General features: G+C 42.4%; 18 protein-coding genes and 1 pseudogene. 16 read left to right on the top strand and 3 right to left on the bottom strand.

Going from position 1 to position 21,546, the window contains the following annotated elements; translation table 11 throughout:
* Positions 1-3: 3 nt before the first annotated feature.
* Positions 4-1,470 (bottom strand): betaine-aldehyde dehydrogenase, encoded by a 1,467-nt coding sequence (betB, locus tag VTAP4600_RS18015; protein ID WP_102524188.1) that lies wholly within the window; start codon positions 1,468-1,470, stop codon positions 4-6.
* A gap of 501 nt (positions 1,471-1,971) precedes the next feature.
* Here betB and VTAP4600_RS18010 point away from each other — a divergent pair.
* Both VTAP4600_RS18010 and VTAP4600_RS18005 read left to right on the top strand, forming a co-directional pair.
* Positions 1,972-3,798 carry a choline/carnitine O-acyltransferase gene (locus VTAP4600_RS18010; protein WP_231897967.1) on the top strand — a complete coding sequence of 609 codons (1,827 nt, stop codon included), beginning with the start codon at positions 1,972-1,974 and terminating at the stop codon, positions 3,796-3,798.
* A 176-nt stretch (positions 3,799-3,974) separates the two neighbouring features.
* Entirely contained in the window at positions 3,975-4,547 is a 573-nt protein-coding gene (locus VTAP4600_RS18005) for a DUF2913 family protein (protein ID WP_102524187.1), read from the top strand.
* Here the strand turns inward: VTAP4600_RS18005 and VTAP4600_RS18000 are convergent.
* Positions 4,533-5,539 (bottom strand): annotated as a pseudogene (locus tag VTAP4600_RS18000) (helix-turn-helix domain-containing protein). The gene VTAP4600_RS18005 and the pseudogene VTAP4600_RS18000 overlap by 15 nt on opposite strands.
* Before the next feature lie 244 nt (positions 5,540-5,783).
* Here VTAP4600_RS18000 and VTAP4600_RS17995 point away from each other — a divergent pair.
* The 6 genes from VTAP4600_RS17995 to citC all read left to right on the top strand — a co-directional run bounded on the left by VTAP4600_RS17995 (position 5,784) and on the right by citC (position 13,252).
* Positions 5,784-6,527 carry a tetratricopeptide repeat protein gene (locus VTAP4600_RS17995; protein ID WP_102524186.1) on the top strand — a complete coding sequence of 248 codons (744 nt, stop codon included), beginning with the start codon at positions 5,784-5,786 and terminating at the stop codon, positions 6,525-6,527.
* Between the two features lie 167 nt (positions 6,528-6,694).
* On the top strand, positions 6,695-8,341 hold the full coding sequence (locus tag VTAP4600_RS17990) for a methyl-accepting chemotaxis protein (RefSeq protein WP_102524185.1): 1,647 nt from the start codon (positions 6,695-6,697) through the stop codon (positions 8,339-8,341).
* 478 nt (positions 8,342-8,819) lie between these two features.
* The gene (locus tag VTAP4600_RS17985; RefSeq protein ID WP_102524184.1) at positions 8,820-9,812 is read left to right on the top strand and encodes a Bug family tripartite tricarboxylate transporter substrate binding protein; all 993 of its coding nucleotides are present in this window, start codon (positions 8,820-8,822) and stop codon (positions 9,810-9,812) included.
* Positions 9,813-9,921: 109 nt separating this feature from the next.
* Complete coding sequence (locus VTAP4600_RS17980; RefSeq protein WP_102524183.1) at positions 9,922-10,416, top strand: tripartite tricarboxylate transporter TctB family protein; 495 nt, start codon at positions 9,922-9,924, stop codon at positions 10,414-10,416.
* A 12-nt stretch (positions 10,417-10,428) separates the two neighbouring features.
* Complete coding sequence (locus VTAP4600_RS17975; protein ID WP_102524182.1) at positions 10,429-11,934, top strand: tripartite tricarboxylate transporter permease; 1,506 nt, start codon at positions 10,429-10,431, stop codon at positions 11,932-11,934.
* Positions 11,935-12,175: 241 nt separating this feature from the next.
* Positions 12,176-13,252: a [citrate (pro-3S)-lyase] ligase gene (gene citC / locus VTAP4600_RS17970; protein WP_172443227.1), complete on the top strand. Its 1,077-nt coding sequence runs from the start codon at positions 12,176-12,178 to the stop codon at positions 13,250-13,252.
* A gap of 120 nt (positions 13,253-13,372) precedes the next feature.
* Here citC and citX read toward each other — a convergent pair whose 3' ends face one another.
* Positions 13,373-13,894 (bottom strand): citrate lyase holo-[acyl-carrier protein] synthase, encoded by a 522-nt coding sequence (citX, locus tag VTAP4600_RS17965; protein WP_102524180.1) that lies wholly within the window; start codon positions 13,892-13,894, stop codon positions 13,373-13,375.
* A 332-nt stretch (positions 13,895-14,226) separates the two neighbouring features.
* On the opposite strand from citX, the gene VTAP4600_RS17960 reads away from it, so the two are divergent.
* The 8 genes from VTAP4600_RS17960 to citE all read left to right on the top strand — a co-directional run bounded on the left by VTAP4600_RS17960 (position 14,227) and on the right by citE (position 21,510).
* Positions 14,227-14,466 (top strand): OadG family protein, encoded by a 240-nt coding sequence (locus tag VTAP4600_RS17960; RefSeq protein WP_102524179.1) that lies wholly within the window; start codon positions 14,227-14,229, stop codon positions 14,464-14,466.
* Positions 14,467-14,483: 17 nt separating this feature from the next.
* Positions 14,484-16,286: a sodium-extruding oxaloacetate decarboxylase subunit alpha gene (oadA, locus tag VTAP4600_RS17955; RefSeq protein ID WP_102524178.1), complete on the top strand. Its 1,803-nt coding sequence runs from the start codon at positions 14,484-14,486 to the stop codon at positions 16,284-16,286.
* 9 nt (positions 16,287-16,295) lie between these two features.
* Positions 16,296-17,600, top strand: coding sequence for a sodium ion-translocating decarboxylase subunit beta (locus VTAP4600_RS17950; protein ID WP_102524177.1), 1,305 nt, complete (start codon positions 16,296-16,298; stop codon positions 17,598-17,600).
* A gap of 115 nt (positions 17,601-17,715) precedes the next feature.
* Positions 17,716-19,338, top strand: coding sequence for an ATP-binding protein (locus VTAP4600_RS17945; RefSeq protein WP_231897965.1), 1,623 nt, complete (start codon positions 17,716-17,718; stop codon positions 19,336-19,338).
* Positions 19,335-20,024, top strand: a complete 690-nt coding sequence (locus VTAP4600_RS17940) for a response regulator (protein WP_102524176.1) — start codon at positions 19,335-19,337, stop codon at positions 20,022-20,024. The genes VTAP4600_RS17945 and VTAP4600_RS17940 overlap by 4 nt, the downstream gene beginning before the upstream one ends.
* A 38-nt stretch (positions 20,025-20,062) precedes the next feature.
* Entirely contained in the window at positions 20,063-20,245 is a 183-nt protein-coding gene (locus VTAP4600_RS17935; protein ID WP_102524175.1) for a hypothetical protein, read from the top strand.
* Between the two features lie 90 nt (positions 20,246-20,335).
* A complete protein-coding gene (citD, locus tag VTAP4600_RS17930) occupies positions 20,336-20,635 on the top strand; it encodes a citrate lyase acyl carrier protein (RefSeq protein ID WP_102524174.1) in 300 nt (99 codons plus the stop codon).
* On the top strand, positions 20,635-21,510 hold the full coding sequence (citE, locus tag VTAP4600_RS17925; RefSeq protein ID WP_172443170.1) for a citrate (pro-3S)-lyase subunit beta: 876 nt from the start codon (positions 20,635-20,637) through the stop codon (positions 21,508-21,510). The genes citD and citE overlap by 1 nt, the downstream gene beginning before the upstream one ends.
* Positions 21,511-21,546 lie beyond the last annotated feature (36 nt).

Raw genomic sequence — 21,546 nt, 5'->3', positions numbered from 1 at the left:
TCCTTAAAATGGGCTTTCAAGTGACTGCATACCTACGTATACCGATTTAATTTGGGTGTAAGCTTTTAGCGTTTCGCTGCCATTTTCACGGCCAATACCTGACATTTTGTAACCACCCACTGGCATTTCAGCAGGGGAGGCACCATAGGCATTTATCCAGCAAATTCCAGCGTCAATTTGGTGTATCACGCGGTGAGCGCGTGTGATGTCTTGAGTGAAGACGGCCGCGGCTAAGCCAAGGTGTGTGTTGTTGGCACGAGAAATAACTTCTTCTTCGTTATCAAATGTCAGGACCGACATGACCGGGCCGAAAATTTCTTCTTTGGCAATGGTCATGTCGTCGGAGCAATCTGTGAAAATGGTCGGCGCTACGAAGAATCCGTTCGGCGCATTGTCAGGTTTAAGTGCAGTGCCACCGGTTAGGAGCGTAGCGCCCTCTGACTTGCCGATGTCGATGTATTCCAGCACCTTTTTCTGATGATCTTTAGAGATCAGAGCACCAAAGTTCGTATCTGGATTTAACGGGTCTCCACACACAATATTTTCCGATGTGCGTTCGACTAGGCGCTCAATGAAGCGAGGATAAATATCTTGTTGTACAAACACTCGTGTGCCATTAGTACATACTTCACCTTGGGTGTAGAAGTTACCTAACATCGCCGCTGAAACCGCATTTTCGATATCAGCATCGTTGAAAATGATCAGTGGTGATTTACCGCCTAGCTCCATGGTGACTTCTTTCAAAGAACCAGCCGCAGCTGCCATGACTTTCTTCCCTGTACCCACTTCGCCAGTAAAGGAAACTTTCGCAATATCTTCATGGGATGTTAACCAAGCGCCAACTCGGCCATCACCTTGTACAACATTGAACACACCGTCTGGTACTCCAGCTTGAGTAAAAATCTCAGCTAAGTGCAGAGCGCCGCTTGGGGTTTCTTCAGAGGGTTTGAATATCATCGCGTTGCCACAGGCCAGGGCGGGTGCGGCTTTCCAGCAGGCAATTTGAATTGGGTAGTTCCAAGCACCAATACCAGCACAAATCCCAAGAGGTTCACGGCGGGTGTAATAGAAATCATCGCCTATCGATTGTTGATTGCCTTCGATACTCGGAGCTAAGCCTGCAAAAAATTCTATTGAATCTGCGCCAGTCACTACGTCGACGACAGAGGCTTCTTGCCATGGTTTTCCGGTATCGATCACTTCGCCTTTCGCAAGGTCATCGTTGTTGTCTCGTAGTAGTGCTACTGCTTTCAACAAAATGCGGCTGCGCTCTGTCGGTGTCATTTTTGACCAAACCGAAAATCCTGATTTTGCGCTGGTGATGGCGGCTTGTTGAACAGCGTCTGTTGCGGTTTCAACTAAGTAACTGACTTCCCCGGTTGCCGGGTTTGTTACTTCAAATGTTTCACCAGTCCCGTTAGAGATGTATTGCCCATTTATATAGTTTTTATAGACGGCTAACGATGACATTAAGTTTCTCCATACAGCTTGATCATGGCGCGAGTTTTGCCGCTTATTAAGCGTGCTTACTCAACGCGTTTCACCAGAGTTTTTGCTCTAGATGGTGGCGATAAAATTGCCCAAGTAAGTTCACTTGAGCATTAAATTAATTTCGATCCTAATGATTAGAGCACTAATGATCAAGTTATTAAATCTGGCGTCTTTCAATTGATTTTTTAATCACATCGATCTAAGCTTATGTTTTAATAGGATTAATTGTTAAATAATTGATCGTTTTTTGGTTAATAAAAGAATATTAGTTACAGTTGTAAACATTCGTACTGTAACGAAAATGAAATTTATTGGTCGCCTTTTGAGCGTTTTAGGTTGAGTTCATTGTTTTTTGAGTCAGTCGGATCTGGCTGAAACTGTATGGGCTCGTACTCTTAAACTGAAACATTAGAGACCAAATTGTAAGCAGCCCTAGCAGTATCGGACTCGCATTCATCTTGATTAAGGAAGAAAGTAACGATGGGTAAAACGCTGACACCAAATAGAACCAATCACTCTGACAAAAGCAGCTCTGGATCTCATGATTTTCCATTGCTACCCACGATGCCTATCCCAAACTTGGAAGAGACCTGTCATAATTTTCTGGAATGGTCGGCTCCGTTATTAACCGCGCAACAACAGCTGTGTACTAAAGCTGCGGTAGAGCGATTTTTAGCTGATGGGAGTTGTAGTGAAGCACTTCAAAGTGACTTAATTGAATGGGGAAGTTCACTAGAGGTGAGAAATTGGTCATCTCCAGTTTGGAAAGATCTATATTTAGAATCACGAGCGCCATTGCCAATTAATAGCAATGTATTTTATTACTTGAAGAGCAAGCTCGATGAAGGGAAAAACAGTCAAGCTCATATTGCTGCATCGCTTATATCCTGTGTGTATCAGTTCATTGAGTTGGTCGATACAAAATCACTTTCTACCGACATGCAAAAAGACGCGCCGCTTTGTATGTCTCAGTATGACAACATTTTTTCATCAACTCGGGTGCCTAAAAGTGGCACAGACGAACTTAAAGTGTCGGCTTCTCGTCGCCATATTATCGTATTGCATAATGGCAACGTATTTAAGCTTCAAATGTTGGATGAAAGCGAGAACATTAAATCACCAACGGATCTTGAAACTGAACTAGATCAGATCATTTCTATTGCTGATAACGGCCAGAACATTGGGCTGCTTACAACATTACAACGTGATGTCTGGGCACAAGGGCGAGCTGAATTACTGAGTTTGTCTAACCAGAATCAAGCGACGATGAATACGATAGAACAAGCAACCTTTGCGATATGTTTGGATCAAGAAGAACCTGAAGAAATACAAGATATTTCGCAGCAATTACTTCATGGTATTGGTTGTGATAGGTATTTTGATAAGTCGTTGCAGTTTGTTGTTTTCAGGAACGGAAAAACAGGCATCAACTTTGAACATACTGGGGTTGATGGTTCGGTCATGCTACGTTTGGTTGCCCATGTTTATGACAACATCGACCAAGTATTTTTGAATGTTCACGCCAAAGGCAACACCGGGTTTGAATCACAGGTTGGTGATATTGAACCACTGTCGTTTGAACTTAATGAGCCACTGAGTCACCTATTAGAGAGTGCCAAGGGGCGATTTCAACAGCATATTAGTGAGACGCAAACCCGAGTGTTAGGTTTTTCTTCTTTCGGAAAGGAACAAATCAAAACGTTTGGTGTAAGCCCAGACGCCTTTGTGCAATTGGCATTACAGCTCGCAGAGTACAAGTTATATGGTAAATGTTACAGCGCCTATGAAGCGGTAATGACGAGAACATTTCAAGAAGGGCGTATTGATGTGCTTTATACCGTGTCTCCTGAGTCACTAGCATTTATAAACACTATGATTAACGTTGGTTGTGAAATTAGAACCAAGCAACAATCATTGGTACTTGCTACGAAAAAACATACACAAAGAGCCAATGAGTGCAGAACTGGCCGAGGCGTATATTCTCATTTTTTGGCGTTGAAATATCGTTATAAAATGGCAAAAGAAAAGCTTGGCCTTACTGAGTTACCGGAGTTATTTAGTGATGACGGCTATTTGGCTTTGACGAACAGTGTTGTGTGCACCAGTACGACTTCAGAATATGGCGTTGAGTTAGCTGGGTATGGCCCAATCGTTCAAAACGGTTACGGTATTCGCTACTTTATTCGCAATGACTCTATCTGTTTTAACATGACCGCAAGGACCAAGATGCAAGCAAACCTTGAATCGATGCATTTTTATATAGAGCAGTCGCTTTTAGAAATGGCCGAAGTAATGAGGGTGAAATAATCCATCAAGGGGGGAATGCGTGGTTAACTGCTTGAATATTAGTGGCACAACTCGCATTCCGTTAGCTCTTTGGGGGTAAATAGTTTGTTGTGATAAAAAAGATCTAGCCTGAAAGCGGCGTTACACTCATAATAATATGATATTAATAAGAATTGCTGCAACAACTCGGAACCTGAATGAGCCAATCAAAATTGCTGCTAGAAATCAGCACCCACGCTTTACTGCATCTAGAATTCAAAAGACTTGATAAACGCCTTTCATCAACAGAGCAAAGTAATTTATTGGTTCAGTTCCTTAAACGTGCGACCAAAGATAATCGGTATAAAGTTGCGAGAAAAACGGCGAAGAATTGGCTATTACTAGGGCGCAAACCAAATGGTAACCTTGAGTCGATTTTAACCAGAGAACAAGAAAGGCTGCGTCATACGGTTTCAACGGACCTACATTGTTTTGTCGAGTTGGTAGGCGCTCTGGAACACAAGCTAAAAACGAAAGTTCAGTATTCGATGGCGCACAAAATTGATTTAAAAGCACGCTATGGCAAGGTGCTAGTGTGTGTTGTGGATGAAGATCTTAAAGGCAGCTTTGATGAAGATGGCCTTATGTTCTCAGCAACTCAGATTCTTTTTATAGGCAGTGAGGAACACAAAGATGTGTTTTCTGAAGTGATCGAAAAAGACGGTCACTTTCAAACGGTTGTTGCTTATGAAGATGAAGAGCACTTGCGAGTCGAATTACTGCGAATGTAACGCAATGATCGACTTCTTATACACGCTCGGAGCCAATCCAGAAACACGCTTAAACGCACGAGAAAACTTAGAAATATCGTGGTAGCCAAGCTGATTTGAAATATAGGTGAGGTTATGGCCTTCTTCCATTAACTCACATGCGACGGTGAACATCAGATTTTCTTTAACTTTCCTAAAAGAGGTTTTTTCTTTCGCGAGATTTCGTTGCAATGTTCTAACTGAAAAGTTAAGCAGTTCGGCGGCTTCTTCTAATGATAGATTTCTTTCCCTCACATAGGGTCTCAATAGTTCAAATACACTGTCGGTAAAACTAGTATGCCACTCAACCGTTGTCGGTGAAGCTCGAAGAATTTGCGAAAAGAGTGACAAAGGTGTTGTGAGCATGTGGTTAGGAATGCACACCGAGGTTGCTCCTTGTTCGATAGACAGCCTGCATTGTTTGGGCAAGATAGATTTTACGATATCTGATTCTCTCCCTTGTAATTTAATGTTGGTTGGGTGCCATTGCTTGCGAGTCAAGGCGTTAATTAATTCAATAATATAGATGATGGCAAACGCCTCACCCCATTCTAAGACGGGTGAGTGCTCAAAAGGAGGACGTCTGCAAAACCAGCTTTTATCTTGTTTCCGCTCTAGCCACACGTTGCTCCCTGGAAAATCTTTACTAAGTATTACATCGATATTACCCAATGCTTCACCGACAGTGTGGTATTTGGAAAACGTGGGTAGGAGTTGCGGGATAATATGCTTCCGAAACGAGAGGGCGAGCAGAGCGGAAAATTGAGTGATCCCCAATTGTGTTGATGTTATATCGATGAGCCTATTAAACGGCTCTAGTGGAATAAAATCACTGTCGGATAGCAATAGATCAGCCGGAAGCCCTGAATCGTGGAGTAACTTTTGTAAGTTGAGCCCATATTCAGAAAATACAGTGACGAGTATTTTGCGTATTCCGTTTGTATCACTGGAACTTGGTAACCACCCGGAGTCATGTATGCAAATCCTTTTGCTTTTCTTAGGTTGTGTGTTTGTTCGTTAATTAATGAAAATGAGTTGTCATTAGAAAGTGTAGCTTATTTAGCTAGTTACCTTGGGTTATAACCTTAGATATTAGACTAGACTACTGACTTGCCGCTGACATTGTAAACGCACGGTCATAACTTAACCAGTGGCGTAAAATGGTAAATGTTCAGGACGTAAACCGATTATGCTGGATCTCTATATCGGAGAGCGACCATGAAACGACCTTACTTAAGAACGACTATCTTGTGCCTAGCTGTGGGCGCTAGCGCGTTGGCCTATGCGAATATTAAACCTTCAAACAAAGACTCTAAAAGCGCTGACGGTAATTCTGCCGTTATTAACGTTGAATCAGCGACGACAGCTGATAGTGCACTTGACGCGACGATGAATGCGGCGCAAGAAGGTTTGGCACATGCCCAAGTTAAGTTAGGCTTGATGTATGAGCAAGGCGAGCAACTTGAAGTTGACGTTGATCAAGCCGCATTCTGGTATCGCTTGGCTGCCAATCAAAACCACCCCCAAGGACAGTATAATTTGGCGCTTTTGTATATCTATGGAGTCAGTGTGGCTCAAGATGCGACATTAGCGACCTATTGGCTAGAGCGTGCTGCAGCTAATGGATATATGCCAGCCATTATCCATTTAGCTCGAAATCAAGAAATGTATTTTTTGCAAGACGGTGCTGATATTCAATGGATCAAAATCGCGGCTTCACGTGGAGATGCGTTATCGCAACTTAGCCTTGCTCAATGGCATTTAAGTGATAAACATATGGACACAGTGAAAGCAGAATTTTGGTTAACCAACGCGGCAGAATACGATTCAGCAGAAGCTCAAAAATTGTTAGTAGAGTTTTATTCATTGTCTAAATATCAAAGGGTTAACCCTGAAAAAGCAAACTATTGGCAAACAAGGTATACGAACAGCCAGTTAGTTATTCAAAATCAAGTTAGATAAGCTGTATTGTCGATGACTAGATTAATTTGAGCTAAAGCGTCTGAGGGATAAAATTCATTAAAATCATTTACGTTTTTAAAATACTTCTAAAACTTATCTCGCAAGTGAGAATTGTTTAGCTGACACTCTATAGTTGACGGTTAACTCTTTCGTGTATAGGTACAGGTATGTTTTTGAATCGTTTCACGCTGCAAAGTCGTTTGATCTTTGCCGTTTTTTTGCCTTGTTTGGTTTTAGTGGCAGTAGGACTCGCCAGTTTTAAAAGTATGTCCACTTTGCAAGTTCAATCTAAGCAGCTCTATCTGAATACCTCTGCACCAATGCGGTCAATGGCCGAGGTGGCTTCACGTATTCCTCGTATGCGTGTTGGTATTGATATGATGCTATTGCAAGAAACCGCCTTAAGAGACAAAAAAGGCGTGTTAACTCGCGTCAACGAAACCAGGCTTGAAGACATACCTGAAATGCGAGAGTCCATAGAACATGCACTACGAACGCAGGTAAATCCGGAACAACAAAAACAAGTAGCGAAGCTGTTGGCAGGGTTCGAGCGTATGGTGAGCGATGAGCTCGATCCTATGCTTAAAGCTTTTGAAGCGGATGATATCCCTACGGCGCAAGCTATATACCGTGATAAATATGCAAAAACTTATGGAGTATTGCGCAAAGAAGCGAATGTGATCCTCGATGCGTTGCTAGATCAAGCAAAACATCAACATGATATCAGTATTGAAAGTCATGAAGATGGCCAGAACTACCTTAAAAGTTTTATCGCGTTTGGTTTGATTCTGTCTGTGATTTTGTCTGCCATTATTGTCACTAATTTGAAGAAGCGTGTTAGTTATTTAAGAACTACGATAGCGCATGCGGCTGATAATATGGCTCTGAATACGCAAATCAACTTAAGCGGTAAAGACGAACTCACTGATATCAGTGATAGCATGAATCGCCTATTGAAAAACGTACATCATGCAATAGAACAAGTTGCGACTAACTCCCATCAGTTGGCCGACGCCGCCAATAATGTCACCGATAAAGCCACATTAACTCAAGATAACTGCACGATGCAGCGTGATAGAACAGTTCAAGTGGCAACGGCAATTCATGAGCTTGGGGCAACCGTTGGAGAGATTGCTAACAATGCGGCATTGGCTGCAGAGGGGGCAAAGCAAGCCTCAGAAAAAGCTAGCGATGGTAACGAACAAGTCAGTCAAGGTAGCGCGCAAATCAGTCATTTGACTGAAGATCTGGGCGAAGCGAATCAAGTCGTTCAATCGTTGGCCGAGCGAGTTGACGAGATTGGTTCTTTCCTCGAAACCATTCGTAGTATATCGGAGCAAACAAATTTATTGGCGCTTAATGCTGCGATAGAAGCGGCTAGGGCTGGAGAACAAGGGCGAGGCTTTGCAGTGGTTGCGGATGAAGTAAGAAGCCTAGCGGGTCGATCTGCAGAATCTACGGAAGAAATACAACGAGTCATCAATAGGCTACAAGAAGAGTCGAACAAAGCCGTTGAGGCGATTTCCAAAGGCAGACAACAAAGTCAATTAGTGGTCGAGCAATCTGAAACGACCAATAGCGTATTAAATGAAATCATTGACCATATCATGACCATCAGTGACCAAAATATCCATGTGGCGACCGCGACGGAAGAGCAGTCAACTGTCGTACAAGAAATTAATCGAAATGTCGAAAGTATTAACCAGTTAACCGGTCAAACTGCGGATGTTGCCCAAGAACTTACCAGCAGCAGCGATCACTTAAAAGAGCTATCTCACAAGCTGGACGGCTTAGTTGGGCTCTTTAAGTTATAAAGCCAAATGTCCTTGAATTTAACGTTAGCCCTGCTTTTAGTAGGGCTTAATTTTGTCTGTACAAAATCTAAATTACCCATATAACCGCTAGGTCGCGATTTTTATGGAGCTAATAATTGCGACATGAATAACACTTAGATAGTGTTCTAAATGACGTTAATTAGAGTTCTCCCTTTAAATTGTTAATAAAAAATGATGCGTATCACAACGTCATGAATGATTGTTCTAGCCGGTTTTTAATAGGTAACTGGTTGTTTTTTATTTAATAAAATGATGTTTGCGTTGGGTTTATACATCGTAGTAAGTGATTAAAATTCATTAACGTCATAACTCTCATAAAAGAACTACTTTATAGGGTATTTAATCACATTAACCATTGCCAGTTCGTTGAATAATAACTCCATCAATTTAAAGCTGAATATATGTCTAATCAGCTACAAATTGAATCAAGGAAATAACAATAATAGGTATATTATCAATGAACATGAAACTTAAAAACGTAATGATAGGCGCTGCCATTGCATCTGTTGCAGCTCTGCCAATGAGTAATGCATTTGCGAAAGATTACCCGCCCAAAACGCTTTCTTTTGTTGCCCCTTCTGGTGCTGGTGGTGGTTGGGACTTAACTATCCGTACTGTCGCCAAAACATTGAAAGATACTGGGCTTGTAGAAGCAAATATGCCGATTACTAACCGTCCCGGTGGTGGTGGTGCGGTAAACCTTGCTTACATGCAAACCCAGAAGAACAGCGATAAACTTATTTCAGTATATTCGCCACCAATTCTGCTAACTAAGTTAACTGGCGCAAGTAAATACAGTTATCAAGATACCACTCCACTAGCTCGTCTAATTACGGACTACGGTGTATTCGTTGTTTCTAAAGATTCGAAATACACTTCGATTAACGAAGTAATGGAAGCTCTGAAGAAAGATCCTAAAAGTGTGAAAGTGGGTGGTACCTCTGCAGCAGGTAGTATGGACCATATTCAATTCCTACTCATTGCTAAAGCCGCGGGTGTACCAAACCTAAATAAGATTGACTACATTTCGTTTCAAGACGGTGGTGCTGTGGCTCAAGTACTGGGTGGACACGTTGACCTCATTTCAACCGGTCTTGGTGATGTGACGCAATTAGTAGAAAGTGGCAACCTTAAAGCACTTGCTCAAACTGCAGATAAGCGCGTTGGGGAAGGTGCCGTCGCCGCAATTCCTACCGTGCGAGAGCAAGGCATCGATGCGACGTTTGAAAACTGGCGTGGCTTATTCGGCCCTAAAAACATGCCGGATTATGCCGTTAAATACTGGACAACAACTTTAGAGCAAATGGTTGAAACTCCAGAGTGGGCGCAAGCTCGTAAGCGCAATGGCTGGGACGCAGCTTACCAAAATGGCGAAGATTTCACTAAATTCCTAGCGCAAACAAATGAAGAATACAAAGGCATACTAGCTGAGATATTCTCTAGAAAATAATAAAGTAATTTGTTGAAATAAAGACCTCATAATAAGAGGGGGGGGAATATCTCCCTCTTAATTGTCATCTTCTAATGTTCCTTAATCATTCCTAGCGAAAGGATAACATATGGAAAACAAAAGCGTTCGTCCAAACTGGGATGCGTTTACAGGTTTATTTAGTGTCGTATTTGGCCTGATATATGGCGGGATGGCATATACTATGCCTCGCGCAGCATTCGGTAACCCGTTAGATCCCGTATATTTCCCAATGGGTGTTGCAGTTCTTGCTATAATCGTTGGTTGCATATTACTGTTAAAAAGTAATATGAAGGAATCAATTCTTGCCTTCAATAATTTAATTAATGAAGACGAAGTGAAAAAGTTCGACCGTAAAAGAATCTTATATACCTGCATTATAGCAACTGGATATGCAATGGTATTTGATATTCTAGGTTACGTAATCAGCACATTCTTATTTATGTTCGCGATGCTTACTATTACCAGTGGTAAAAAAGCGTGGATAAAAAGTGCTGCAATCGCATTGGCATTTGCTGTAAGTGTATTCTTTATCTTTAATACATTATTAGCAATCAGCCTTCCACCTCTACCATTTATGGAATAAGGCGTAATAACCATGACTGAGATTTTAGCTAACTTAATGAATGGTTTTGGTGTTGCGTTGCAACCATATCATTTACTCCTTGTTACCGTCGGTGGTGTATTGGGCACCATCGTTGGTATGCTTCCGGGCCTTGGCCCTGCAACGGGCGTTGCGGTTTTACTGCCAATGACCTTCGCAATGGGTCCAACGGCCGCGCTTATTACCATGACTGGTGTATATATTGGTGCGATGTTTGGGGGCTCTCGTAGTTCGATCTTAATTAACACCCCGGGGGACGGTGCAGCACTTGCCGCGACATTCGATGGCTACCCGATGGCAATGAAAGGTCGTGCTGAATCCGCACTCGCTATTTCGGCAATCGCTTCATTAATTGGTGGTACGATTGCAGCAGTATTGATGACACTTTTAGCTGAACCTGTAGCGGGCTTCGCTTTAAAATTTGGCCCCGCAGAGTATTTCTTATTGATGGTTGCTGCTTTGTCTATGACGGCATCCATGTCAAAAGGCAATATGCTTAAAGGCTTCTTGTCGATGGTGATAGGCCTCGCGATTGCAACGGTTGGTATCGATGCACAAAGTGGTACTGAGCGTTTCACATTTGGTAACTTACACCTACAAACGGGTATCGATTTCCTAGTCGTTATTATCGGCATTTATGCAATGGGTGAGGTATTTAAGAGCTTCAGTTCACTAAGTAAAGGAACCAAGAAAGCACAGACTAAATTTAAGCGAATATGGATTGAAGGCGACGACTTGAAACGTTCTAAATGGGCAATCCTGCGAAGTGCTCCGGTCGGCTTTATCATCGGTTCTTTACCGGGCGCTGGTGGTACGATGGCCTCTCTGATGTGTTACAACAATGAGAAGCAACTGTCTAAGAACAGCGAAGAATTTGGTCACGGTGCAATCGAAGGTCTTGCGGCTCCTGAATCTGCGAATAACGCGGCTTCAATTGGTGCGATGATCCCGATGTTAGCGCTAGGTGTTCCAGGGTCTGGTACCACTGCGGTAATGATGGGGGCGCTTCTGATGCTAGGCATTCAACCAGGGCCGTTATTGTTCGTGCAACACGCCGATATCGCGTGGGGTCTGATAGCAAGTATGTTTGTTGCTAACATCATCCTTGCGGTGGTTAATATTCCACTAGCAGGTGTGTTGGTGCGAGTACTGGCTATTCCACCTAAAGTATTGTACCCAATTGTACTAGGCCTAGCATTCATCGGTTGTTACGCAATCAGTAACTCAACCATTGAGTTCTACATCCTGATTATTTTGGGTGTGGCGGGTGTTGTGATGAAGCGTGCGAATATTCCGACAGCACCGATGATTCTTGCCGTCATCGTGGGTGGGACTATGGAACAGTCGTTCCGTCAAGCATTCCGCATTTCGGATCAAGATTTCTCAATCTTTGCGGGCTCGACGGTTTCTCAAGTACTGATTGCAATTACGGTACTGTCTATTGGCCTTCCGATTCTAAGTATGATGAGAAAAAGTAAGAAAGAAGCACAACCTGCTTAATGGTTGCAATATTGATGTAGAATTGTATATGTATTGCTAATTTAAATGGCTTTGAGTAATAACTCAGAGCCATTTTTTGTTATATATAGTTAAGTGAAATCTCGAAGTTAAATAAATTCATTAACGCCATTTAAATATTTAATACTTGGTGCTGTATATGACCAATGTCAATTACTATAAATCGTATAAATAAGATAATTTTAATGTCACTCTATTACTGCAATGAGACTGCTCTGTGCATATGCCATATCACTTCGAAAAAATAAGAAAAAACAACACAAGGAAGATGGAAAAAGTTAAAGACTTCCTTACCGTTATGGGCTTAGGAGTAGACGCCGACGTAGAGTTGTTTGTCATCGCTTATTCGCAAAGTCAGGTTGTTGGTTGTGGTGGTTTAGCGGGCAGTACACTGAAGTCGATCGCAGTCGATGAAACGCATCAAGGTTTTGGCTTGTCGACAACGTTACTTACTGAGTTGGTCACTCATGCTTACGATATGGGTCGATATAACCTCTTTATTTACACCAAGCCAGATAACTATCAGATGTTCCATAATGCAGGTTTTCATCTCCTGACTTCGGTAAAAAACCGCGTGATTTTGATGGAGAACAGTAAATCTAGATTACTTAGTTATTGTAACCAGTTAACCCAGCTCAAACAATTGGGAGACCAGATTGGGAGCATAGTAATGAATGCGAATCCTTTTACGAATGGGCATCGTCACTTAGTAGAGCATGCATCGAAACAATGCGATTGGGTTCATCTATTTGTTGTTAAAGAAGACCGCTCATTTTTCTCATATCAAGATCGGTTAGCGATGATCAGAGCGGGCGTTGCGGATCTAGCCAACGTCATCATTCATGAAGGATCCGATTACATTATCTCGCGAGCTACTTTTCCTAGTTATTTTCTTAAAGATGAAGGTGTGATTAACTATTGTCACACCGCCGTGGATTTACAATTGTTCCGCTCTTATATTGCGCCTGCATTGGGTATTACTCATCGCTATGTCGGAACCGAACCTATTTGCAGCGTGACACGGTTTTATAATCAACAGATGCAACAGTGGTTAGTCACTCCGACACTCGAAAGTCCTCCAGTTCACTTAATTGAAATACCACGGAGCGAATGTATTGGCCAACCAGTGTCTGCTTCCTTAGTTCGTAATTTGTTGTTTGATAGTGAGTGGAGCTCAATACAGCAATTGGTTCCAGCCACAACGTATGATTACCTAAGAAACTTATTTAGTGTTGAAACGTCAATATACCAAGCAAAACGTAAAGCAATGAGCATAAAATCCAAAGCTAATGCCATTTAAGTTGTAGGTGTCGTTTGAACAAACAAGAGATAATGGCCAGTGAGCCGATTGCCATCCAATATAATATAAAAAACGCCAAGCTATTCAGCTTGGCGTTTTTTATGTGAGTAACTGAAAGAACTAGCTTACGTTAACTTGCCTGTCGCACAGGGCTAGAATTTTGGTTTCGATTTCACTAATCGAATGCTTATTATTCATATTACAACGTTGGGCAATTTCATCACAAATGATGCATTGACGAGGAGGAAGCTGACTGGATTTCCGAGAAATGGTCTTGCCGCGCGCATCACTGACATCAATATTAAAGATTGCACCAAGAGGGTGGTGACGTTCTATTTTGATCATCGCTTTTTTAAGTTGATTGGCCGAGGTGGTATCGACAACAAACAGCGCTTCAGAGCCGATGTTAAGGTGCATTAGTTGCCGGGTTGCAATTGCCCATCCTAATTCAGCTAACTGGCCTTGTATTGCGTTGATTGCGCTTTGAAAAATGACCTTAGTGTAGGACTTTTTGGCCAATTCAACGGGCATATGCAAGGTAAGAGTCACAAGGGGAAGCTTATGGTGAAATACAAGCTCGTTCTGACGTTCAACTCGTTGGTGTTTGCTCATGAAAAGATCATGAAGTGTCGTGGTAGGCATGGCTCATCCCTTAATCGTTCTTGGATATTTGTTATTAAAGTGTAAAGGATGAGGGGGTATTTATTTCTGCGTTGCTGAACAATTATCTATGGTAATAGTGTTTTAAATGACCTAAATGAATTTATTTAGATTATAGATATTTTTAATTTTTAACGGTGTTTTTTTGTGACCAAACTAACAGCAAAATTCTTAACTGGAGTTCGATAAATAATAAAATTTATAAACACCATTTAAGTAGTTTAATGAACGAAATTGAATGATGGGCTTCACGAAGAAAATCGATCACGCTACGTAGACTAGAGAAACTTTCAGCAAGATGGTTTCAACATAATATGAATCAAGATCCAATTATATTTGAAGGCATTACTCTCATGGCGCTCGGCATGGGCTTTGTTTTTTGCTTTCTATGTTTGCTGGTTGGCGCAATTCGTCTTTTAACCAACCTCGCTTGTCGTTTTGAACCGCCTGCGGTCAACGCCGCTGCACCTGCAACAAAATATGCACCTTCAGACGACACTTTAGTCGCAGCGATTTCAGCTGCATTGCATCATCACAAGAAAAAATTCAGTTAGGATTACAGGGGATCACCATGTCCAACATTGTTAAGCCATTAGGCGTCACGGATGTCGTTTTACGAGACGCTCACCAATCATTATTCGCGACACGTCTGCGTTTAGACGACATGCTGCCAATTGCATCAGAATTAGACAACATCGGTTATTGGTCACTTGAAACGTGGGGCGGGGCAACATTCGATTCATGCATACGCTTTTTAGGTGAAGATCCGTGGCATCGCTTACGTGAATTAAAAAAAGCCATGCCGAACACCAAGCAACAAATGTTGTTTCGTGGCCAGAATATATTAGGTTACCGCCATTATGCCGATGATGTGGTAGACAAATTTGTTGAACGCGCCGTCGCAAATGGAATGGATGTATTCCGTGTTTTTGATGCGCTAAATGATGTCCGTAATATGCAACAAGCGATCAAAGCTGTTAAGAAGCAAGGTGGACATGCACAAGGTACGATTTGCTATACCACGAGCCCAGTCCATACCATGCAATCGTGGGTTGACGTTGCGGAGCAACTAGTAGAAACCGGTGTGGATTCGATTGCGATAAAAGATATGGCCGGCGTGATGACACCGTATGAGTCCTACGAGTTGGTGTCGACACTTAAAAAACAGCTGGATGTAGAGCTACATCTGCATTGTCATTCGACAGCGGGCCTTGCTGACATGACGTTACTAAAAGCAATCGAAGCAGGCGTTGACCGAGTTGATACCGCTATTTCTTCAATGAGCGGAACGTATGGACACCCGTGCACCGAGTCTATTGTTGCGGCTCTTAGGGGAACCAAGCGTGATACCGGATTAAATGTCGAAAAATTAGAAAGCATCGCCGCTTACTTTCGTGAAGTGCGCAAAAAGTATCATGATTTCGAAGGCCAATTAAAAGGTTCTGATTCGCGTATTCTCGTCGCGCAAGTTCCTGGTGGCATGTTGACTAACATGGAAGGTCAGCTTAAACAGCAAAATGCCTTAGACAGAATGGACCAAGTGTTGGAAGAAATTCCGAGAGTTCGTGAAGACCTAGGTTTTATCCCTCTGGTGACACCAACTTCACAAATTGTCGGTACACAAGCGGTTATCAACGTAATGATGGGAGAGCGATACAAAACCATAACCAAAGAAACGGCCGGTGTATTGAAAGGAGAATATGGTCAAACCCCAGCACCAATGAACCGTGAACTGCAATCTCGAGTGCTTGATGGGGCTGATGCGATCACTTGTCGTCCGGCCGATCTGATCGACTCAGAAATGGAAATGCTCACTCAATCTGTCATTGCACAGGCAAAACAGAAGGGAATAGAGTTAGCCGAGAGCAAAGTTGATGACGTGTTGACCATCGCTCTATTCGACCAAGTTGGTTGGAAGTTCCTAGAAAACCGCAACAATCCAGATGCCTTCGAACCTGTACCAGAAATGCCCACGCAAGCAATAGCGACAAAAAAGGCGTCACAAACGAAAGAAGACGAAGGCATTTACACGGTTAACGTTAATAACCAAAGTTACGTTGTGAAAATTAACGAAGGTGCTGATCCCGAAGTATTAGCAAGCTCTAGCACCATACCATTAGCAGCGCCTGTTTCAGCAGCGCCGGTTTCTCCTTCTGGTGATGCCGAAACAGTTGCTGCGCCTTTGGCTGGGAATATATGGAAAATTCACGCAAAAATAGGCCAACTGGTTAAAGAAGGTGAAGTTATTCTCATTCTAGAAGCGATGAAAATGGAAACAGAAATTCGTGCAGCAAGGGGTGGGGTTGTCGAAAGCCTAAGTGTGTCCGAGGGTGATTCGGTTCAAGTTGGCGACGCATTAGTCGCATTGGCGTAAGGGATTAAAATGGACAGTATTTTAGCCTTGGTCCGAGATTTTGGCTTCCTTCACTTACAATATGGTCAAGCGATCATGATTATTGTGGGTTTAGGGTTACTTTATCTCGCCATTGTAAAAAACTTTGAGCCCTTACTTTTAGTGCCTATCGGTTTAGGTGGGATCTTAGCCAACTTGCCAGATGCTAATCTTGCCGTTAGTGGTGTCGAAGCGGCAATATATGCAGGGAAAACCGAAGTCATGAGTGCGTTTTCTGCTGTGCTAAACCTTGCAGATAGTGCACCCGAAACAATAAAGCATGCTTATCATATGGCATCGCCGCAAGACAAAGTAGCCTTGAACCTGTTGGCAGAGCAATACAATTACAGCGACGGCATGTTGTACACGTTTTACAGTGTTGCAATAGCCTCTGGTGTTGGGCCTTTGGTTATTTTCATGGGTGTTGGCGCAATGACAGACTTTGGACCGTTACTTGCTAACCCGAAAACACTCTTGCTTGGCGCTGCAGCTCAGTTTGGTATTTTTGCAACAGTACTTGGGGCTCTCGGTCTGAGCCAACTGGGCATTATGGACTTTAGCGTTGCGCAAGCTGCTGCTATAGGCATTATCGGAGGTGCTGATGGTCCTACGGCAATCTATGTATCGAGCATGTTAGCTCCAGAGTTACTCGGTGCTATTGCCGTTGCTGCCTATTCATACATGGCATTAGTTCCAATGATTCAACCGCCTATTATGCGAGCGCTAACGACAGAAGCTGAACGTAAGATCACGATGTCGCAATTGCGAGTGGTGAGCAAGATCGAAAAAGTCTGCTTCCCTCTGATGTTGCTGATTTTAATTGCGATGCTCCTTCCGTCGGCGACCCCGCTTTTAGGTATGTTCTGTTTCGGTAACTTAATGCGTGAGTGTGGAGTCGTTGAGCGCCTATCTGATACGGCACAAAATGCACTCATCAATATCATGACAATCTTTTTAGGTCTTTCTGTTGGTTCTAAATTGATGGCAGATAAGTTTTTGCAGCCGCAAACTTTAGGGATCTTAGCATTAGGAATCGTTGCCTTCTGTGTCGGTACAGCGGCTGGCTTGTTGATGGCGAAAGCAATGAATAAAGTGTGTAAAGACAAAGTTAATCCACTGCTGGGCTCTGCTGGGGTATCAGCGGTTCCGATGGCAGCACGTGTAACAAATAAAGTGGGCTTGGAAGCTAACCCGCAAAACTTTTTGTTAATGCATGCTATGGGGCCCAACGTAGCGGGTGTTATTGGTTCTGCGGTTGCTGCGGGAGTAATGATCAAATATGTGATCGGAGGCTAGCAAAGTTATATAAAGGAAGATCGTGAGATCTTCCTTTTTATTTTTAAACAGGCACAATATTATTGTGAGATATATTAATTAATAAAGGATGAATGGGTATATGAAGGCTGCCCCTATGCAATTAATGGAATGGTTGAAAAATAGGCTTTCATTTAGAGAGCAAGTTTTTATCCTAATCTTTGCGTTAATGTTAGTCCAATTAGCTATTGCGGGTGGTAATTTTCATCGTACATTACTAAAGTCACTTGAACATCAAGTTGGAACTCGTGCGTTAATTCAAGCCAAAGAGATCGCGAGTGACCCAGAATTAATTCAAGAAGTCAGGATTAAAAATGTTGCGGTTATTGAGCGAGTAACAACCAGATTACATAAAATATCGGATGCCAGTTTTATTGTTATTGGTGATGAGTCGGGTATTCGTTTATCTCACCCTGTGAAGACACGTATCGGAAAACCAATGCAAGGTGGTGACAATCAGGGCGTTTTAGAGCGTGGTGAATCTTATATTTCAATTAAAGAAGGCAGCTTAGGTTATGGCGTAAGAGGCAAAGCTGCAATTATTGATTTTGATGGTGAAATTATAGGTGTCGTTTCAGTTGGTTACTTGTTAAATCGATTTGATCAATGGCTTGCTTTTTATTTTGAACCCCTCATTTATGAGGTCATCATCATTATCCTGTTAACAATTTTAGGCGCGTGGGCCTTTTCTAGCCATATTAAAAACAAGATGAATGGCATGGAACCAGAGGAAATCGCCTTAGCTCTCCACCTTCAAAAGTCCATTCTTCAATCGGTGTACGAAGGAGTAATCGCACTGGATAAAGCAGGGCATATTCTCACTTTAAACAAAACCGCATTGGAATTGCTAGATACGGATAAGGACGTCGCTTACCTGAAGTCGCGTAGTATTTTGGAGTTTGTTACTAATTCTCAATTTTTCTTTCAAACCCCGTTCGACAAAAATATAAAAGATGAAATAGTTTCAATTAATGGACAAACGTTAATCGCTAACAGAGTTGCAATATTTGATAACAATATTTTAGTGGGTTGGGTTGTTAGTTTTAGACATAAAAATGACATTAATTCATTGACGGCTGAATTAACACAAATAAAACAATATACCGATAATCTCAGGGTAATGAGACACGAACATGCAAATAAATTATCTACGATAGCAGGAATGATAGAGATTGGTGCGAATGACTCAGCATTAGCATTGATTAATAGTGAAAATAATCGAAAGCAACAGTTAATAGATTTTGTTAGTTCGCGCATAAAGTGCACCCAAGTTGCTGGGATATTGTTAGGTAAATATGCAAAGTCACAGGAATTAGGGCTCAACTTAGAGTTTGACCCAACTTGTCAGTTATATAGTTTAAATGAAAAAATTGAACCAAATGAGTTGTCCGCAATAATTGGTAATCTAATTGACAATGCATTTGAGGCAACACTAAAAAATCCTGATAGCAACAAGGTTATTACAGTGTTAATCACGGACGCAGGCAGTGACTTAGTTATTGAAGTTGGCGATAACGGATGCGGTATATCTGCTAATATTGCCGCGACGATTTTTAGCCGTGGTGTCACAAGTAAAGATGATAGTGACGGACATGGAATAGGTCTCTATTTAATCAATCGATACGTGACTAATTCAGGGGGCGTGATATTGGTTGATGACGCTGAGCCCAAGGGAACCATATTTTCTATTTTTATTCCGAATCAAGGTAATAACGAATGAACACTATTGACGTACTCATAATCGAAGATGAAGTTGGCATTGCGGAACTACATGCACAGTTTTTGCGGCAGACGGTGCGTTTTAACCCAATAGGCATTGCTTCTACTATTGCGATGGCTAAAACCATGATCCGGGTAAACAAACCTAGATTAATATTGTTGGACAATTATCTACCCGACGGGCGCGGTATCGAACTGCTGCGTGAGATTGTGGCTGATAAGAGCGGCAATCAGCCAGACGTAATCCTCGTAACTGCATCTAGCGAGATGGACACCGTAAAAGATGCTCTACAATGCGGTTGTTTCGACTACCTTTTAAAACCCGTCTCTTATGATCGACTGCAGGAAACTCTTAATCGTTATTTGAAATATAACAGCGCCATAAATGCCTTTGACAATATTAGTCAGCGTCACGTTGATGATTTGTTTAATATGCAAGCGCGTGACAAGGTATCGAGTCGTCTCCCAAAAGGCATTGGCGAGTTAACGCTGGATAAAATTAAGCAAGTTTTCTCTGAGAATTGCGGAATTAAGTTCACGGCAGAAAGCTTAGGCAGTGAAGTCGGAATCAGTAAAACCACGGCTCGCCGTTATTTAGAGTTCTGTTCCGCTAGCGGCTTTCTTACGGTAGAAAACGAGCATGGTCGGGTTGGTCGACCTGAGCGTGTTTATGTAAAAAATGCGTAGGGTTTAGGGCGTTAGGCAAAAGCAAAGGCTATAAGGGCATGGAAGCTAAACCACCTGTGGATTCTCGGACAGGTGGTTTTTTTGTTTTAGTCGGTAAGGAATTTTTCAATTGGTCTTTTTTACATCTTAACTTTTCTGATTATTTAGTTAAAACCATTAAACCCATTAATGGTGTTTACCCTACGACGAAACATGAGCGTCATCCCCATATTCCCCCTTAGGTTGGCAGACAATATCCATTAAAGAAGTCGGGTATTTATACGACGGAAAAAATTATTAGTCATCCAATTAACGAATCCTAAGGATTGAATATGCACATCAATCAGAGATCTTATGCGGGAACACTCGAATCGAGTGATTTACTTGTAGAAGTCTCCCCATGTTTCAGTAATCAAGTCGAAATAGACATTAATAGTTCGGTTGAAAAGCAGTTCGCTTCGGCGATCCGTCAGGTTGTAACAAGCACTCTAGATGAAATGGGAGTGAAGTCAGCGCTAGTCGTCGTGAACGATAAAGGCGCACTAGATTGTGTCATTCGTGCGAGAGTGCAAGCTGCGATTATGCGAGCCGCCAGTATTGGTGACCAAGACATCGTATGGGGAACCGTCTAATGAGTCATCTAAGAAGAAGTATGCTGTTTGTCCCGAGTTCTAACGCTGCGATGTTGAGTAACTCATTTATTTATCAGCCTGATGCCATCATGTTCGACCTTGAAGATTCAGTTTCTCTACGAGAAAAAGACACGGCTCGTATGCTGGTCTATAACGCGTTGCAGCATCTGCTGTACGGAGAAATAGAGACCATTGTTAGGGTTAATGGGTTGGACTCAGCGTTTGGCGTAGCGGATGTAAAAGCCGTCGTAAAAGCAGGGGTTAACGTAGTCCGATTGGCAAAAACAGATAGCGTACAAGATGTTATCGACATGGAAATGGTGATTGCAGAAGCAGAAATAGAATTTGGCCGTGAATTAGGCAGCACTAAAATGCTGGCAGCAATTGAATCGGCAATGGGTATTAACAATGCCGTAGAGATCGCGAGGGGGTCAAAACGCTTAATTGGTATTGCTTTAGGGGCTGAAGATTATGTACGTGACTTAAGAACCGAGCGTACACCTGAAGGCACTGAATTGCTCTTCGCGCGCTGTAGTATTCTTCAAGCCGCACGTGCTGCTGGCATTATGGCTTTTGATACCGTGTACTCCGATGCAAACAATGAAGCGGGATTTACTCGTGAAGCCGAACACATCAAATCTCTAGGTTTTGATGGCAAGTCTCTTATAAACCCTCGCCAAATTGAAATCATACATAACGTTTTTGCCCCGTCGCAAAAAGATGTCGACCATGCATACGCTGTCATTGAAGCCGCTGAAGAAGCCGAAGAACAGGGTTCAGGGGTGGTCTCTCTTAACGGAAAAATGGTCGATGCACCAATTATTGAACGGGCTCGCTGGACATTAGAGCGTGCAGAATCAGGTATTAAGCAGTAGGACAAGTCTGATGAATAACAAAGTAACCGACCACAC

Origin of the sequence: Vibrio tapetis subsp. tapetis (genome assembly GCF_900233005.1) — a bacterium.
Taxonomy (GTDB): domain Bacteria; phylum Pseudomonadota; class Gammaproteobacteria; order Enterobacterales; family Vibrionaceae; genus Vibrio; species Vibrio tapetis.
Note: the sequence above shows the minus strand (reverse complement) of the source record. Positions and strands in the feature narration are given on the sequence as shown.